At 71.5% G+C, this 15198-nt stretch carries 14 protein-coding genes; 8 read left to right on the forward strand and 6 right to left on the reverse strand.

Going from position 1 to position 15198, the window contains the following annotated elements:
• Positions 1–28: 28 nt before the first annotated feature.
• The 3 genes from MED15_RS10505 to MED15_RS10515 all read left to right on the forward strand — a co-directional run bounded on the left by MED15_RS10505 (position 29) and on the right by MED15_RS10515 (position 4290).
• Entirely contained in the window at positions 29–1564 is a 1536-nt protein-coding gene (locus MED15_RS10505; protein ID WP_112585696.1) for an NADH-quinone oxidoreductase subunit M, read from the forward strand.
• A complete protein-coding gene (nuoN, locus tag MED15_RS10510; RefSeq protein ID WP_112585698.1) occupies positions 1561–3114 on the forward strand; it encodes an NADH-quinone oxidoreductase subunit NuoN in 1554 nt (517 codons plus the stop codon). Before MED15_RS10505 ends, nuoN begins: the two co-directional genes overlap by 4 nt.
• A gap of 90 nt (positions 3115–3204) precedes the next feature.
• Positions 3205–4290, forward strand: a complete 1086-nt coding sequence (locus tag MED15_RS10515) for a polyprenyl synthetase family protein (protein WP_091395545.1) — start codon at positions 3205–3207, stop codon at positions 4288–4290.
• On the opposite strand, the gene MED15_RS10520 is transcribed toward MED15_RS10515, so the two are convergent.
• The gene (locus MED15_RS10520) at positions 4266–5495 is read right to left on the reverse strand and encodes an MFS transporter (RefSeq protein ID WP_112604009.1); all 1230 of its coding nucleotides are present in this window, start codon (positions 5493–5495) and stop codon (positions 4266–4268) included. The two genes, MED15_RS10515 and MED15_RS10520, sit on opposite strands and share 25 nt — an antisense overlap.
• 154 nt (positions 5496–5649) lie before the next feature.
• Between MED15_RS10520 and MED15_RS10525 the strand changes: the two genes are divergently transcribed.
• The gene (locus MED15_RS10525; RefSeq protein ID WP_091395539.1) at positions 5650–6432 is read left to right on the forward strand and encodes an IclR family transcriptional regulator; all 783 of its coding nucleotides are present in this window, start codon (positions 5650–5652) and stop codon (positions 6430–6432) included.
• A gap of 102 nt (positions 6433–6534) precedes the next feature.
• Here MED15_RS10525 and MED15_RS10530 read toward each other — a convergent pair whose 3' ends face one another.
• A complete protein-coding gene (locus tag MED15_RS10530; protein WP_112735464.1) occupies positions 6535–8661 on the reverse strand; it encodes a PhoX family protein in 2127 nt (708 codons plus the stop codon).
• 226 nt (positions 8662–8887) lie between these two features.
• Here MED15_RS10530 and MED15_RS10535 point away from each other — a divergent pair, with 226 nt between their 5' ends.
• Together MED15_RS10535 and MED15_RS10540 are read left to right on the forward strand one after the other, a co-directional pair.
• The gene (locus MED15_RS10535; RefSeq protein ID WP_091395533.1) at positions 8888–9403 is read left to right on the forward strand and encodes a sigma-70 family RNA polymerase sigma factor; all 516 of its coding nucleotides are present in this window, start codon (positions 8888–8890) and stop codon (positions 9401–9403) included.
• Positions 9400–10116 (forward strand): anti-sigma factor family protein, encoded by a 717-nt coding sequence (locus tag MED15_RS10540; RefSeq protein ID WP_091395531.1) that lies wholly within the window; start codon positions 9400–9402, stop codon positions 10114–10116. The genes MED15_RS10535 and MED15_RS10540 overlap by 4 nt, the downstream gene beginning before the upstream one ends.
• Positions 10117–10216: 100 nt before the next feature.
• Here the strand turns inward: MED15_RS10540 and rarD are convergent, their stop codons facing one another.
• The 4 genes from rarD to eccE all read right to left on the reverse strand — a co-directional run bounded on the left by rarD (position 10217) and on the right by eccE (position 14263).
• On the reverse strand, positions 10217–11143 hold the full coding sequence (gene rarD / locus MED15_RS10545; RefSeq protein ID WP_112735466.1) for an EamA family transporter RarD: 927 nt from the start codon (positions 11141–11143) through the stop codon (positions 10217–10219).
• Positions 11140–11637, reverse strand: coding sequence for a GNAT family N-acetyltransferase (locus tag MED15_RS10550; RefSeq protein WP_112699995.1), 498 nt, complete (start codon positions 11635–11637; stop codon positions 11140–11142). The genes rarD and MED15_RS10550 overlap by 4 nt, the downstream gene beginning before the upstream one ends.
• 128 nt (positions 11638–11765) lie before the next feature.
• Complete coding sequence (locus MED15_RS10555) at positions 11766–12152, reverse strand: phage holin family protein (protein WP_091395522.1); 387 nt, start codon at positions 12150–12152, stop codon at positions 11766–11768.
• Positions 12153–12214: 62 nt separating this feature from the next.
• On the reverse strand, positions 12215–14263 hold the full coding sequence (gene eccE, locus MED15_RS10560) for a type VII secretion protein EccE (RefSeq protein ID WP_112735469.1): 2049 nt from the start codon (positions 14261–14263) through the stop codon (positions 12215–12217).
• 203 nt (positions 14264–14466) lie between these two features.
• Between eccE and MED15_RS10565 the strand changes: the two genes are divergently transcribed.
• Together MED15_RS10565 and MED15_RS10570 are read left to right on the forward strand one after the other, a co-directional pair.
• A complete protein-coding gene (locus MED15_RS10565) occupies positions 14467–14787 on the forward strand; it encodes a WXG100 family type VII secretion target (RefSeq protein ID WP_091395516.1) in 321 nt (106 codons plus the stop codon).
• Between the two features lie 21 nt (positions 14788–14808).
• Positions 14809–15102 (forward strand): WXG100 family type VII secretion target, encoded by a 294-nt coding sequence (locus MED15_RS10570; protein ID WP_112585712.1) that lies wholly within the window; start codon positions 14809–14811, stop codon positions 15100–15102.
• The last annotated feature ends 96 nt before the right edge of the window (positions 15103–15198 follow it).

The following is a 15198-nucleotide window of genomic DNA, read 5'->3' on the forward strand; positions in this document are numbered from 1 at the left end:
GCAGTGACGACGGAGGTAAGGCCGCATAATGTCCAACTTCCCGTTCCTCTCGGTGCTCACCGTGGCGCCGCTGGTGGGCGCCCTGGTGGTGGCCTTCCTGCCGCGCCACCGCCCGGAGCTGGCCAAGCAGGTGGCGTTCGCCTGGTCGCTGCTCGTGCTGGTGCTCTCGGTGGTGATGTGGGTCAGCTTCAACGCCGGCGGTGACCGGTTCCAGTTCCGCGAGTCGTACTCCTGGATTCCGAACTGGGGGGTCAGCTTCACCTTCGCCGCCGACGGCATCGCGCTGGTGATGCTGATGCTGATCGCGGTGCTGGTGCCGCTGGTGATCCTGGCGTCCTGGCACGACGCCGAGTCGTCGAAGCGGTCGGTGCCCGTCTACTTCGCACTGCTGCTGGTCCTCGAGTGCACGATGATCGGCGTCTTCGCGGCCGCCGACGTCTTCCTGTTCTACGTGTTCTTCGAGGTCATGCTGGTGCCGATGTACTTCCTCATCGGCAGCTACGGCGGCCACCAGCGGCAGTACGCGGCGGTGAAGTTCTTCCTCTACTCGCTCGTCGGCGGTCTGTTCATGCTGGCCGCGGTGATCGGCCTGTGGGTGGTCGGCGGGAAGACCTTCGACTGGCAGGCGCTCTCGCAGGTCGACATCAGCACCGGCACCGAGAGGTGGCTGTTCCTCGGCTTCTTCCTCGCGTTCGCCATCAAGGCGCCGTTCTTCCCGTTCCACACCTGGTTGCCCGATGCCGGTGGCGCCGCCCCGGCGGGGGCGGCGGCGCTGCTCGTCGGCGTGCTGGACAAGGTCGGCACCTTCGGCATCCTGCGCTACTGCCTGCCGCTGTTCCCCGAGGCGTCGAAGTGGTTCGCGCCGTGGGCGCTGGCCCTGGGCGTGATCGGCATCGTCTACGCCGCGCTGCTGGCGGTCGGCCAGAACGACCTCAAGCGGCTGGTGTCGTACACCTCGATCGCGCACTTCGGCTTCATCGGTGTGGGCATCTTCGCCTTCACCACCCAGGCCGGCACCGGCGCGGTGCTCTACATGCTCAACCACGGGCTGGCCACCGGCCTGCTCTTCCTGGTGGTGGGCATGCTGATCTCCCGGCGTGGTTCGGCGTTGATCAGCGACTTTGGTGGCGCAGGCAAGCTCGTCCCGGTGCTCGCCGGGGTGCTCTTCTTCGCCGGTCTCGCCTCGCTCGCGCTGCCCGGCACGGCGCCGTTCATCTCCGAGTTCCTGGTGCTGATCGGCACCTTCACTGTGAACAAGCCGGTCGCGGTCATCGCCACGCTCGGCATCATCCTGGCTGCCGCGTACGTGCTGTGGATGGTGCAGCGCACCACCCAGGGCACCCTCAACCCGGCGCTGACCGAGGTCGACGGCATGCGTCGGGACCTCAACCTGCGCGAGAAGGTAGTGGTCGCCCCGCTGATCGCGCTGATCGTGCTGCTGGGCTTCTTCCCCAAGCCGGTCACTGACGTGATCAACCCCGCCGTCCAGGCGACCATGGACGACATCGGCAGAACCGACCCGGCGCCGTCCGTGGGCGGCACCGTCCAGGAGGCGGCAAAGTGACCGAGTTGAAGCTGCCGTCGATCGACTACGCGGCGATCTCTCCGATCCTCATCATGCTGGGCACGGCGTTGCTCGGCGTGCTGGTCGAGGCTCTGGTGCCTCGTCGCTGGCGGCACGTCGTGCAGCTGACGCTGGCGCTGCTAGCGGTGCTCGCGGCACTGACCATGGTGGTCCTCAGCGCCGATGAGCGGATCATCACCGCGGGCCAGGCGCTCGCGATCGACGGGCCGACGCTCTTCCTCCAGGGCGCGATCCTGGTGCTGGCCGCGATGGCGCTGCTGCTGATCGGTGACCGCTCGGTCGAGCGGGGCGGGGCGTTCGTCGCCCAGGCCGCGGTGACCGCGGAGTCGGCCGACGACCGGCGGCAGGCCGAGGGGCGCAACGGTCTCACCGAGGTCTACCCGCTGACCACGTTCGCGATCGGCGGCATGCTGATCTTCGTGGCGGCGAACGACCTGCTGACCATGTTCATCGCACTCGAGGTCTTCTCCCTGCCGCTCTACCTGCTCTGCGCGCTGGCCCGTCGCCGGCGTCTGCTGAGCCAGGAGGCGGCGATGAAGTACTTCCTGCTCGGTGCCTACGCCTCGGCGTTCTTCCTGTTCGGCGTGGCCCTGATCTACGGCTTCACCTCCGGCATCCCGGGCCGCTCGGCCGGCGTCGACTTCGCCACCATCCACGCGGCGGTGGGCGAGTCGCCGGCCAGCCCGGTGCTGCTGTTCGCCGGCATGGCGCTGCTCGCCATCGGTCTGCTCTTCAAGGCCGCGGCGGCCCCGTTCCACGTCTGGACCCCGGACGTCTACCAGGGCGCTCCGACCCCGGTCACCGGGTTCATGGCTGCCTGCACCAAGGTCGCCGCGTTCGGTGCCCTGCTGCGCGTCTTCCAGGTCGCGTTCGCCGACGCCAACTGGGACTTCACGCCGGTCCTCGGCGCGGTGGCGGTGCTGACCATGCTGGTGGGTGCGGTGCTCGCGGTCACCCAGACCGACATCAAGCGGCTGCTCGCGTACTCCTCGATCGCCAACGCCGGCTACCTGCTGGTCGGTGTGTTGGCGCCGAGCCGCGACGGGCTCGCCGGCACGATGTTCTACCTGGTCGCGTACGGCTTCTCGGTGCTGGCCGCGTTCGCCGTGGTGACGCTGGTACGGGACGACGACGGCGAGGCCACCCACCTGTCCCGCTGGGCCGGGCTGGGCCGTCGGTCGCCGTTCTTCGCGGCGCTGTTCACGTTCATCCTGCTGGCCTTCGCCGGTATTCCGCTGACCAGCGGCTTCACCAGCAAGTTCGCCATCTTCGGGCCGGCGCTGGAGGGTGGCCAGGCCTGGCTGGTGATCGCCGGTGTGCTGACCAGCATGATTCTCGCGTTCCCGTACCTGCGGGTCGTGGTGATGATGTGGCTCTCCGAGCCGGGCGAGTCCACCCCGACCGTCACGGTGCCTGGTGGGCTCACCTCCGCCGCGCTGATGATCGGTGTGCTGGCGACCCTGGTGTTGGGTGTCGCTCCGGCGCCGCTGCTCGATCTGGCTGCCGGAGCCGCCGAATTCGTGCGATGACCGAAGGATCGATCACCGGGGGTCGGCGCGTGTTCACGTGCCGGCCCCCGGTGCGTATCCCCGGGCCGGAGCAGGTCGAACGGGTGTGGCATGGTTGATAGCGTGGTGAAACCGGCGGGCGAGCGTTCAGGTGCCTCCGGCTCCGGCGGTCGTCGGGGTCGGGCGAGCACGAGTCAGTTCGGCGCGCTTGGCCTCAACCTCGCCGATCCTCGTGTCGAGGCGTCCGTGCTGGGTCTTCTGGACACGGTCGAGGTCGAGTTGCGGGCCAGCGTGGCCAGTGCCGACCCGTTCGTCACCGAGGCCGCCCGGCACCTCGTCGAGGCCGGCGGGAAGCGGTTCCGGCCGTTGCTGGTGGCGCTCGGCGCCCAGTTCGGTGACCCGACCGGTGCGCAGGTGGTCCCGGCCGCCGTGGTGATGGAGCTCACGCACCTCGCCACCCTCTACCACGACGACGTGATGGACGAGGCAGCCGTCCGTCGGGGCGCGCCGAGCGCGAACTCCCGGTGGACCAACTCGGTCGCCATCCTGGTCGGCGACTACCTCTTCGCCCGCGCGGCGGACATCGCCGCCGACCTGGGCCCCGAGGCGGTCCGGTTGCAGGCGCGCACCTTCGCCCGGCTGGTGCACGGCCAGATCGCGGAGACGGTCGGGCCGCGCGCCGACGACGACCCGGTGGCCCACTACCTGCACGTGATCGCCGAGAAGACCGGCTCGCTGATCGCCACGTCCGCCCGGTTCGGCGGCATGTTCGGTGGTGCCGCCCCGGAGCACGTGGAGGCCCTCGCCGGGTACGGCGAGACGATCGGTGTCGCCTTCCAACTCTCCGACGACCTGCTGGACATCGCCTCCGAGTCGGTGCAGTCGGGCAAGACCCCCGGCACGGACCTGCGCGAGGGTGTCCCGACGCTGCCGGTGCTCTACGCCCGCGAGGCGGACGACTCCGACGCGTCGTCGGTGCGGCTGCGGGAGATCCTGGCGACCGGCCCGTTGACTGACGACGCGCTGCACGCCGAGGCGTTGGGGCTGCTGCGGGAGAGCCCGGCGCTCAAGCGGGCCCGGGAGACCGTGCGCAGCTACGCCGAGGAGGCTCGCGCGCAACTCGCCCCGCTGCCGCCCGGCCCGTCCCGCAGCGCGCTTGAGTCGCTCTGCGACTACATCGCCGACCGCACCAGCTGATCCACGCCCCGTCCCGCCGCGGTGGCGGCGCGGGTCAACAGTCGGCTGCCGACGAGCATGAGGGCGGCGGCGAGCAGCATCGCCACGGCCGCGATGGTCCACATCGCCGGGTAACCGAGGTGGGCGGCGAGTGGGCCCAGGCTCAGCGGGCCGAGGCAGCCGCCCGCGTACACCCCGGTTTGCGTGATCGAGGTGGCGGCGGCCGGTGACTGCGGGTGGAGCCGGACCACCGCGAAGTTCATCAGGCCGGGCCAGGCCCAGCCCAGGCCGAAGCCGAGCACCACGCCGACCACCAACGGCACCGAGCCGGTCAACGCGAGCAGGCCCAGCCCGACCGCGCCGACGAGCAGCATCGCGGCGATGAGGGCGACGTGGCCGGTTTCGCGGCGGTCGGCCAACCAGCCGGCGCCCACCCGAGCCGCCACGCAGACCGCGCTACCCAGGGTCAGGGTGAGGCCGGCGAGGCCCGGCGACAGACCCCGGCCCGCGGCGGAGTCCACCAGGAAGGTGCCCAACGAGTTGGCCGCGCCCGAGGCCAACGTCGCCGCAGCGCCGATCACCACCAGCGCCGCCGTCGCCCGACCGGCGCGCGTGGCGCCGGCCCGCCGGGCGAAACCGGGCAACTGCCGGGGTACGGCGGCCAGCGTCGTCAGCGCGGCCACGGCGGCGGCCACGAACGCCCAGCGCCAGCCGGCGGTGAGCGCGATGGTGGGCACCGCCACCCCGGCCAGCAGGGTGGAGACCGGGATGGCGGCCTGCTTGACACCGAACGACAGCCCCTGCCGCCGGGAGGGCACGTGCTGGGCCAGCGCGGCGTTGCTGGCCAACTGGCCGAGCGCGTTCGCGGCGGCGCTGAGCGCCAGCAGGCCGACCAGCACCGGGTACGACCGGGCGAAGGCGGCCACTGCCAGCATCGACCCGGCGGCCAGCAGGATGCCGCAGCGGGCCACCACTGCCGGCCCGTACCGCTCGACCAACCGCCCGGAGGGCACCGAGGCCAGCGCGCTGACCCCGAAGTAGACGGAGACGGCCAGGCCCAGGCCGGCGGGCGAGAAGCCGAGGTCCGTGCCCATCTGCACGGCGAGACCGCCGAGCAGGAAGACGGGGAGTACGCAGGCCACTGTGGTGACGACTGCGCCGGCGCTGGCCCGGACCGGACGAGGTTGGGCAACGGCCGGATCGGGGGTATTGGAGGTGTCGGTCATCGTTCGGCAAACCTACGCGAGCCCCGCTCACAGCACTCCTGGTGACCGGCGGGACACAAGCTGTGGATGGTGATCTGGCATCCTCGACCCGAACAGGCATTTCGCACCGGGCCTGTTTTTCATATGGTGTAAGTCCCCGGCGGCGGAGGTGGTTGTGCGCGACCCCTTGGCAGAACCTTCGGACCTGATTCGCAGCGTGTCCCGAGCGCTACGGGTGCTGGAGTCGGTCGGTCGCGCCCCGAAGGGCCTGACCGTCAAGCAGATCGCCCGGCGCTGCGAGCTGACCGTGGCCACCACCTACCACCTGGTCCGCACCCTCGCCTACGAGGGCTACGTGATCCGTCGCGAGGACGGCACGTACATCGTGGGGTTGGAGGTGGCCGACCGGTACCGGGAGCTGGTGACGGCGTTCCGGGGTCCGCCGGCGGTCGGTGAGACGCTGCGGCGGGCCGCCCTGGACACCGGCTACAGCCACTACCTCGGTCGGTTCGTCGGCGGCCAGGTGGCCCTCACCGCGGTCGCCGAGGGGCACCGCTCGCCCTACCTGGAGGATCTGGTCCCCGGCTTCGACGAGGGGGCGCACGCGACAGCGCTCGGCAAGTCGCTGCTCGCCACCCTCACGACCGACCAGCGCTACCGCTATCTGCGCGAGTACGGCATGCGCCCGTTCACCACCGCCACGCTGACCACCACAGAGAGTTTCGAGGCCGACCTGGCCGCGGGCGACAGGCGCGGCATGCAACTGGAGATGGGGCAGTTCCGCCAGGGGGTGGCCTGCGCCGCGGTGCTCGTCGCACCGGACAAGGACATGGAACGCCGCGTCGTGCTGGCCTGCGCGTTGCCGGCCAGCGAGATGATGACCTCCGCCCGGGTGGTACGCGCCAAGCTGCTCACAGTGGCCCGCGGCGTGGCCGACGGCATCGCCACCGACAACTGACCGCCGAGAGGCCCTCTCCCGGGCTGGGAGAGGGCCTCTCGGGGCGGTCCAGCGCCGGACCGCCGGAGCAACGTCAGCGGCCCGTCGGCCGCGGGTGCGACGTCAGCTGCCCACCGGGCCGCCGTCGAGGCGCCAGGTGACCACCACGCCCGGCTTGGCGTAGTCACCGTCGGGCCAGTTCGAGGCCGGGTTCTCCACCGAGGCTCCGGTGATCTCGCCCGGGTGCTGCACGGCGACGAAGACCGAGCGGTTGTCGCCGGTGATGAACGGGCCGCAGGTCTCCGCGCCGAGCGGCACGGTCAGGAACTGCTTGAGGTGACCCCGCTCCGGACCCTCCACGGCGGTGGCGAACAGGCCGTCGTTGCTGCCCAGCGCGTTGCCGTCGGTGGAGATCCAGAGGTTGCCGGTGGCGTCGAAGGCGACGTTGTCCGGGCAGGAGATCGGGGAGACCTTGGTCCTGTCGTACCCGGCGAAGAAGGTCGACGGGTCGGTCGGGTCGCCGCAGACGATCGGCAGCGACCAGGCGAAGGTCTCCGAGGTGTTGTCGTTGCGGTCCTCGACCAGCTCCAGGATCTGCCCGTGCTTGTTGGCGTTGCGCGGGTTGGCCTCGTCCGGCTTCGGGTTGCTGCCGACGCCCCGGTTGGTGTTGTTTGTCAGCGCCACGTACACCTTGCCGGTGAGCAGGCTCGGCTCGACGTCCTCGGGGCGGTCCATCTTGGTCGCGCCGACCTTGTCACCGGCGAGCCGGGTGAAGGTGAGCACGTCCGCGGCGGTCATCCCGTCAACGAACGACCGGTTGTCGCTGACCAGCCTGATCCAGCGACCCCGGCCGTTGAACGCGCCGTCGGTGGGGAGCTTGCCGGAGCCGTCGATCTCGGCGGCGCTGGTCTGGTAGAGCTCTGCCACGTAGAGCGTGCCGGACTCCAGCAGGGTCAGGTTGTGCTTGCGGGCAGCCCAGGAGTTGCCCTTCATGAACTTCTTGTCCGAGACGAACTTGTAGAGGTAGTCGAACCGCTCGTCGTCGCCCATGTACGCGACCACGTGGCCGTCCTTCGCGACGATCACGTTGGCGCCCTCGTGCTTGAACCGGCCCATCGCGGTGTGCTTGCGCGGGCGGCTCTCCGGGTCGAACGGGTCGATCTCGACGACCCAGCCGAACCGGTGTGCCTCGTTGGGGTGCTTCGCCAGGTCGAAGCGCTCGTCCGCGCGCTCCCACTTGCGGCTGCCGCTGGGGTAGCGGGCGGCGGTGCTGATGCCGTAACGGTCCAGCTTCGGCTTCAGCTCGGCCGGGGCGGCGTCGGCGCCCACGAAGTACTGGTTGAAGTTCTCCTCGCCGGAGAGCACCGTGCCCCACGGGGTCACGCCACCGGCGCAGTTGTTCAGCGTGCCGACGACAGTGCGGCCCCTGGGGTCGGCGGCGGTCTTCAGCCAGGCCGAGCCGGCGGCCGGGCCGGTCAGGTCGAACTTGGTGCTCAGGGCGGTGACCCGCCGGTTGTACGGCCGCGGGCCCTTGCCGACTGGCTTCCACTGCCCGGTGCCCGCGACCCGCTCAAGCTCCACCACTGACATGCCGTGCGCGGCCATGGCGGTGCGCAGTTGCTCCACGGAGAGCCCGTCCAGGCCGGGGAAGCCCGGGAACATCAGGTCCTCGTTGGTGTACTCGTGGTTGACCACGAGCAGCGCCCGCTTGCCCTGCTTGTCCAGCGGTAGCACGCCCACGAAGTCGTTGTTGTAACCGAACTGCCTGGACTGCGCGGCGGCGGTCTGGTGGTGCAGGTCGAACTCCGGCGCGCCCGGCAGCACCGGGTCACCCCACTTGATCACCACGGCGTGGTCGTAGCCGTTCGGCACGACCAGGGTGTCCAGCTTGTTCGGTGGGATCGGCTTGAAGGTCAGCGCGCCGCTGCCGACCCCGGTGCTGGGACGACCGAACCCGAAGTTCTCCGGAACGTCCGGGGCGGTCGGGGCCGCCATGGCCGGGGCCGCCCCGGCGAGCGCGCCGGCTGCCGCGCCGCCGAAACCGAGCACCAGCGCGCCGACCGCGCCGGCCCGGACCACGCCACGCCGCGACACCTCGGCGTTCACCACGTCACCGAAGTACGCGTTGTCGGAGGTGTTCGGGACCGGGTGGTCGCACGCGTTTCCGCACCGGTACAGACAGGTCATGGCATCACGGGTGCCATGGCGGGTGCCGTTCAACAGGGGGAGCAGCCGGGGACGGTCGCTCATGGGGGAGGCCTCCAGAGAAGTCGGTGGCACGACAGGCGGCGTACCAGCCGGACGCTAGGAGGACGTGGTGAGCGCTCGTCAGCCGCGATGTGAACCGGGCATGAACACCTTCGTCGTGGCAACCGGCACGCAACCCGTCTGACCTCGGGCTGAACCGATCGGCGTGACCGCACGTATTCCCGAGCGAACGCACCGCCGGACGCGCGCCGGAAGCGAGGAGACCGCCATCAGCGACCACGACGCCCAACTGCTGCGCGCGCTGCACGACGAGCACGCGGAGGCGCTGTACGCCCATGCCCTGCGGCTGGTCAACGGGGACCGGCAGCGTGCCGAGGACCTGGTGCAGGAGACGCTGCTGCGGGCCTGGCGACATCCGGAGTCACTCGACCCGACGCGCGGATCGGTGCGGTCCTGGCTGTTCACCACCGCCCGCAACCTGGCCATCGACGCCTGGCGGCGGCGATCCACCCGGGTCGGCGAGGTGTTCACCGACGATCTGCCCGAACCGCCCGAGGCGATCGACGAGGCCGAACGGGCTGTGGAGGCGTGGACCGTCGCCGAGGCGCTGAACCGGCTCAGCCCGACCCACCGGGAGGTGCTGGTCGAGTGCTTCTACCAGGGGCGGTCGGTGGCCGAGGCGGCGTCCCGCCTGGGCGTACCGCCAGGGACCGTGAAATCCCGCACCCACTACGCGCTGCGGTCTCTACGGTTGGTCCTGGCCGAGATGGGGGTGACGGGATGACCCGGTGCGAGTTCGCGTACGACGACGGCGCGTACGTGCTGGGCGCCCTGGCCCCCGCCGAGCGGGCGGCCTACGAGCGGCACCTGGGCGGCTGCGCCTCGTGTCGGGAGGCGGTCGCCGAGATCGCCGTCCTGCCCGGGTTGCTCGGGCGCCTCGACCCGGCGGGGTTGGAGCAGATCCTGCCGCCGCCGGCACCGCCCCGGGTGCCCGCGCTGCTCGACGAGGCCCGCCAGCGCCGTCGTCGGGAACGCGCCGCGGACCGGCGACGGTACGCACTGACCACACTGGCCGCCGCCGGGCTGGCGCTGCTGGTCGGTGTGGGCACCGCCGTGGCGCTGCCTCGACCGGTCGACCAGTCCCGGCCGCCCGGCGCGCAGGGTAACCCGGCACCGCAGGTGTCGATGGTGGCCATGCGACCGGTGGCCGCCGCCGGGCCGGTGCACGCCGACCTCGGGCTGACCGGCACCAAGTGGGGCACCGAGGTGACCATGCGTTGCGGGTACGACGCGCGGACGAGCTACGGCAAGGCGTACCCGTTCCGGCTGGTGGCGCGTGGTCCGAACGGCGCCACCGAGCAGATCGGCTCCTGGCTGGCGGCTCCGGGCGACGACCTCAGCTTCACCGGCGCGACGAGGTTCACCGACGCCGAGCTGGTCAGCGTGGAGTTGCAGAAAGCCGACGGCACGCCCCTCCTGACCTACGCCGTCCCCTGACCCGCCCGCCCACCCCTGGCCCTCCGCGATCTTGCAATTTCTGCCCTTCTGTAAGGGGCATGTCGGGTATATCGACGACCGAAACTGCAAGATCGCGAGGTCAGGGGGTGGGGACAGCGGTGGGGGTGGAGGTCGGTTGGTGGGGCTGGCGGGTGCGGCGGGAGGTTCGGACGGCGTCGGCGGTGAAGACGATCAGGGCCAGCCAGACCAGCGCGAAGCCGGCCAGCCGGGCCGGCGGCATCGGCTCGTGGAAGATCAGCACCCCGCAGCCGAGCTGAAGAACCGGCGTCAGGTACTGGAGCGTGCCGAGGCTGCTCAGGGGCAGTCGGTTGGCCGCCCCGGCGAACAGCAGCAGCGGAATCGCCGTGGCCGCGCCGGCCAGCACCAGCAGCGCGGTGTGCCCGGCCGAGACGTGCCCGAAGGTCAGGTCGCCCTTCGCCGTCACCCAGCCCAGGTAGCCCAGCGCGGGCAACGCCAGCACCGCCGACTCGACGAAGAGCCCCTCCGCCGCAGGCAGCCCGAGCCGCTTCTTCACCAGGCCGTAGCCGGCGAAGCTGAACGCCAGGGTCAACGCCAGCCAGGGCAGCCGGCCGTAGTCCACTGTGAGCACCGCGACTGCCGACGCGCCGATCCCCAGCGCCACCCACTGCGCCGGGCGTAGCCGCTCCCGCAGCACCGTCACCCCGAGCAGCACCACGATCAACGGGTTGATGAAGTAGCCGAGCGCGGTCTCCACCACCCGGTCGGAGTTGACCCCGTAGATGTAGGTGCCCCAGTTGACCGCGATCAGTGCGGCGGCGGCGAGGATCCCCGCCAGCGCCCAGGGGCGGCGCAGCAGCGCCCGCAGGAAGCCGACGTTGCGCAGCGCCGCCAGCAGCAGGGCCACGAAGAGCACCGACCAGACGATCCGGTGGGCCAGGATCTCCAGCGGGCCGGCGGGTCGCAGCAGCTTCAGGTAGAGCGGAAAGAAACCCCAGAGCAGGTACGCGCCGAGGCCGTAGAGGTATCCCAGGCGGAGTGGCGTCACGCTTCCACCGTAAGGGGCGTAGTGCTGCTTTGTTCCTTTCCGGTGATCGGGGTCACCGGGGGCCGCCGGTCCAGCTGCATCCACCGTTGCGGCGCGTCCAGCGGGGTGAAGCCCACCCCCGCGTACACCTGGTGGGCGTCGTTGGTGCAGAGCAGGATCCGGCGTACGCCCAGCTCATCCAGGTGATCGCGGACCGCGCCGGCCAGCCACCCGCCCAGACCGCGACCCCGGGCGGCGCGGTCGACGTACACGTCGCAGAGCCAGGCGAAGGTGGCGCCGTCCGTGACGACCCGGGCCACCGCGACCTGGCGGCCGTCCTCCGGCCGGTAGATGCCGAACGGCAGCGAGCCGGCGAACGACCGCTCGGTGGTCTCCCGGTCTCGTCCGAGCGCCCAGTACGCGTCGGTGGACAACCAGTGGTGCACCAGGTCCAGGTCGATCCGCGCCGGATCGGTGCTGAGCAGGTGGCCGTCGGAATAGGTCAGCGAGAACATGCCGTGACGCTAACCGCCGAGATGGGCGGTCTTGCCGCCAAATTCCCGAACTCTGGTCATCGGCCCGCCGGGGCCCCGGCCGAGGTCGGAGCCCCGGACGGACCGGGTCGGTGCTGGCTGGTCGGCGGTCAGTCCCGGTCGAGGACGGCGCCGAGGATCCAGGTCACGATGCTCACGAAGAGGGCGCCGAGCACTGCTGCCGGCCAGAAACCGTCCACCGAGAACGGCAGCCCGGCCTGGTCGGCGATCCAGCTGGTGAGCAGGAAGAGCAGTCCGTTCACCACCAGGGCGATGAGACCCAGGGTCAGCAGGTAGAAGCCACAACCGACGGTCTTGATGATCGGCTGGAGAACCGCGTTGACCACGCCGAAGATCACCGCCACCAGGAGCAGCGTGGTCACCGTCTCGGTGGCCGAGTTCGAATCCAGGGAGATGCCCGGGATGAGGAGCGTGGCCAGCCAGAAAGCCAGAGCTGTGCTGGCCAGCCGAATCAGCAGACCTTTCAGAAAACCCATGGCGGGGATCGTGCCACGGACACCGCACCGACGTAACCCGCCGGCTGGCCGTCCCGGTGGATTCAGCCGCGCGTCGGCGGCCCGATCAGTTGCGCCTCGATCGGAGTGGGGGAGAGCAGTGCCCAGCGCAGCGCCCGACGGTTGACCACGGCCACCATGTCCTCCCGGATCCGGGTCAGCCACTCGGCCGAGCCGCCCAGCCCCAGCGCGGCTCCGGCCAGGGTGGCCTCGGCGGAAGTCAGTGGCTGGAGCAACGCCAGGTCGGCCCGGCTCAACGCGTCCACATCGGCCGGGGTCAGCTCGTCGCGTACGACAAGGGTGGCCCGCCACGGCGGGCCCGGCGCGGCCTCGGCCGCCACCGGCCCGGCGTCGACGATCAGCAGCAACGGACGCAGCGCGGTGCCCACCCCGTCGGCGACCGCCCGACCGGGAGGGAGCAACGGGATCGTGCCGCCCGGCGCGCCCACTCCTCGGATGAACGGTTCCCAGGCGCGTGGCCGGGCGGTCTGCACCACCACCAGGGCGCCGAGTGCCAGGGCGCGCAGGGCCACCAGCTGGGCTGCCCGCACCCCGCCGACCAGCAGCACACGGGTGCTCTCCGGCCGAAACAGACGCACGGTGACCGCTCGGCCGTGCCGGTTGGTGCCGACCATCATTCCCGCGTCGCCCAGTGACAGCTCCCAGTCGTCGACCGCCGAGTCGGGTCGCGCTCCGGGTGCCGGTGGGCGGGGACGCGCCCCGGGTGCCGTCAGCGCCAACGGCAGCGTGGCGGCCAGCCCGCTCAGGTGGGCGCCGTCAAGTCGTCGCAGCTTTCCGCCCAGGTCGGTCACCAGGCGGACCAGCGCCTCGGTGGCCGCCGTCAACTCGGCCGCCGTCCCGGCGGCCAGGCGTACGGTCAGCTCGGTCGGCACTTCACTGGCTGCCGGCGGACCCGACGACGTCGACACCGTCGGCGACGGACCTGAGCAGATCGACACCGTCGTGGCCGTCGCCGGCAGCGCGAACAGGCGGGGCACCAGCCGGCGTCCGGCCGCAGCGCGCGCGTCGGGCCAGTGGAGCAGACGGAAGGTGGCCTGGACGAGAGTGCCGGACCGGATCGACGGCCAGGACTCCCGGACCGGTTCGCCGTCGTGGTGGGCCAGCTCGCCCAGGACACGCAGCGCCGCCGGCACCCCGAGCGGCCGCGCGGCCAACGGCCCGAGCCGGCGGACGATCCGGCGAACCGTGCCGGCGAGGGCCCGGCGCAGGTCCTCCTCGGACCAACCGTTCACCCGCAGCACCCGGACCGCCACCACCGCCCGCTCGCGCCCGGCGAGCCGCCCGTCGGTGAGCTGCCGGTACGACGTGCCGACAGTGCCACCGGCGCTCGGCACCGGCGCCGGCGCACCGGCGAGCAGCAGTTGGACCAGCAGCGGGGGCTGGTCCGGCCCGGTCGGGGGGAGTAACGCGGCGGGGGCGGGGATCGCCTGGGACACGTCGCCAAGCAGGTCGCCGGGGTCGCCGAGCTCCAGGAGCGCGACCATGCCGGTGGTGTCCTCCAGGACGGCCGCCGGCCCGCCGGTCAACTCGGTCGAGCGGACCACAGTGCCCGGGGCGACCAGGTCGAGCAGTTCGGCCGCGTCGGCCGGCCCGGTCAACACCCGCCGGCGGGTGAGGTGCCCGATGGCGGTGCCCAGCCACTCGAACAGCCACCGCCCGCGCACCGGCACCCAGGCGGCGGCCACCAGCAGCACGGCCACCAGTACGGCCGCCGCGACGACCGGTGCGGGCCGGCCGAGGGCGACGAGCACGAGCGCCGCCGCGACCTGTGCGGTGACCAGTTGGCCGGCTCGCGCTCCGGCAGCCGCACGACGGCCGAGTGCGACCCAGTGGGCCACCGGCGACCGGCGACGGGGGGTGCGCTGATCGAGCGACCCCGGACCGCGGTCGGTGGGCCGGCCTGGCCCGCCCACCCGTGGGGAGGCACCTGCCTCGGACCCGACCGGGGTCGGCGGGTGCGGCCCTCCGGTGGTGATCGCCGGCACCGTGCCTCCTCGACCAGTGGGGACCGGGTCGGGCGGCCGGCCGCCCTCCGGCGGCCCGTCACGCGCCGCGACGTGGCTGCGGCACATCGTAAGCGACCGATGGCCGCCTCGGTTGTCCACAGGGGAAGCCGGTGGGGTAGCAGAACTGCTACGAGCTCGCTACCGTCAGCCACGAAGTCAGTCGCTGACCCGTGTCTCAGTGCTCGACGACCGGGCCCAGCGACGACGCGTCACCCAGGGGTGGGCGCGTCGACGGCCAGGTGCGATCCGAGAGACGAGGTGACGTCCGGATGTCCCAAACCAAGGCAGAAGCAGCGGTCATGCAGCAGACTGCCGCGAAGTTCGAGCAGGTGGACCAGTCGTTGCAGTCCATGCTGACCGGCCTGCTGGCCGAGCTGGAGGTGTTGCAGCAGGCATGGCGTGGCGCTGGTGGCCGGTCGTTCGAGCAGGTCAAGCAGCAGTGGTCACAGGACCAGGCGGCGCTGCACCGCGCGCTGCGAGAGACCGCCGGTGCGATCCGCACCGCCGGCCGGCAGTACCACGCGTCCGACGACGAGGTGGCCAGCCGGGTGGCCGGCACCAACCGCGGCGGCATCCAGTTGCCGCTCTGATCCCGCTGGGGAGGGAATCCGATGGACCATGGTGTGCTGGTCGTCAACTTCGCCGCGCTGCAGCAGGCCGGCGCTGACATTCAGAAGGCGTTGAACACCCTCGACGCGCAACTCGGCCAACTCGAACGCGACGCCGCCCCGCTGGTGGCGAGCTGGACGGGCGAGGCGCGGCAGGCCTACGAGCAGCGCCAGGCGCGGTGGCGTTCGGCCTCGCAGGACCTGCAGGGGATGCTGCGTGACATCAGGTTGGCGGTGAACGACTCCGCCACCGACTACCTGGACACCGAGAAGAAGAACACCGGGCTGTTCCAGTGAGCGATGTGGGCCGGGAGCGCTGACCGTGTCCGGGTCAGCGCCCCGCCCGCAGCCGGTCGGCGGTCAGGGCCGTACGCGGGCGGGCTCAGACCGTGT

Origin of the sequence: Micromonospora noduli (genome assembly GCF_003264475.1) — a bacterium.
Classification (GTDB): Bacteria; Actinomycetota; Actinomycetes; order Mycobacteriales; family Micromonosporaceae; genus Micromonospora; species Micromonospora noduli.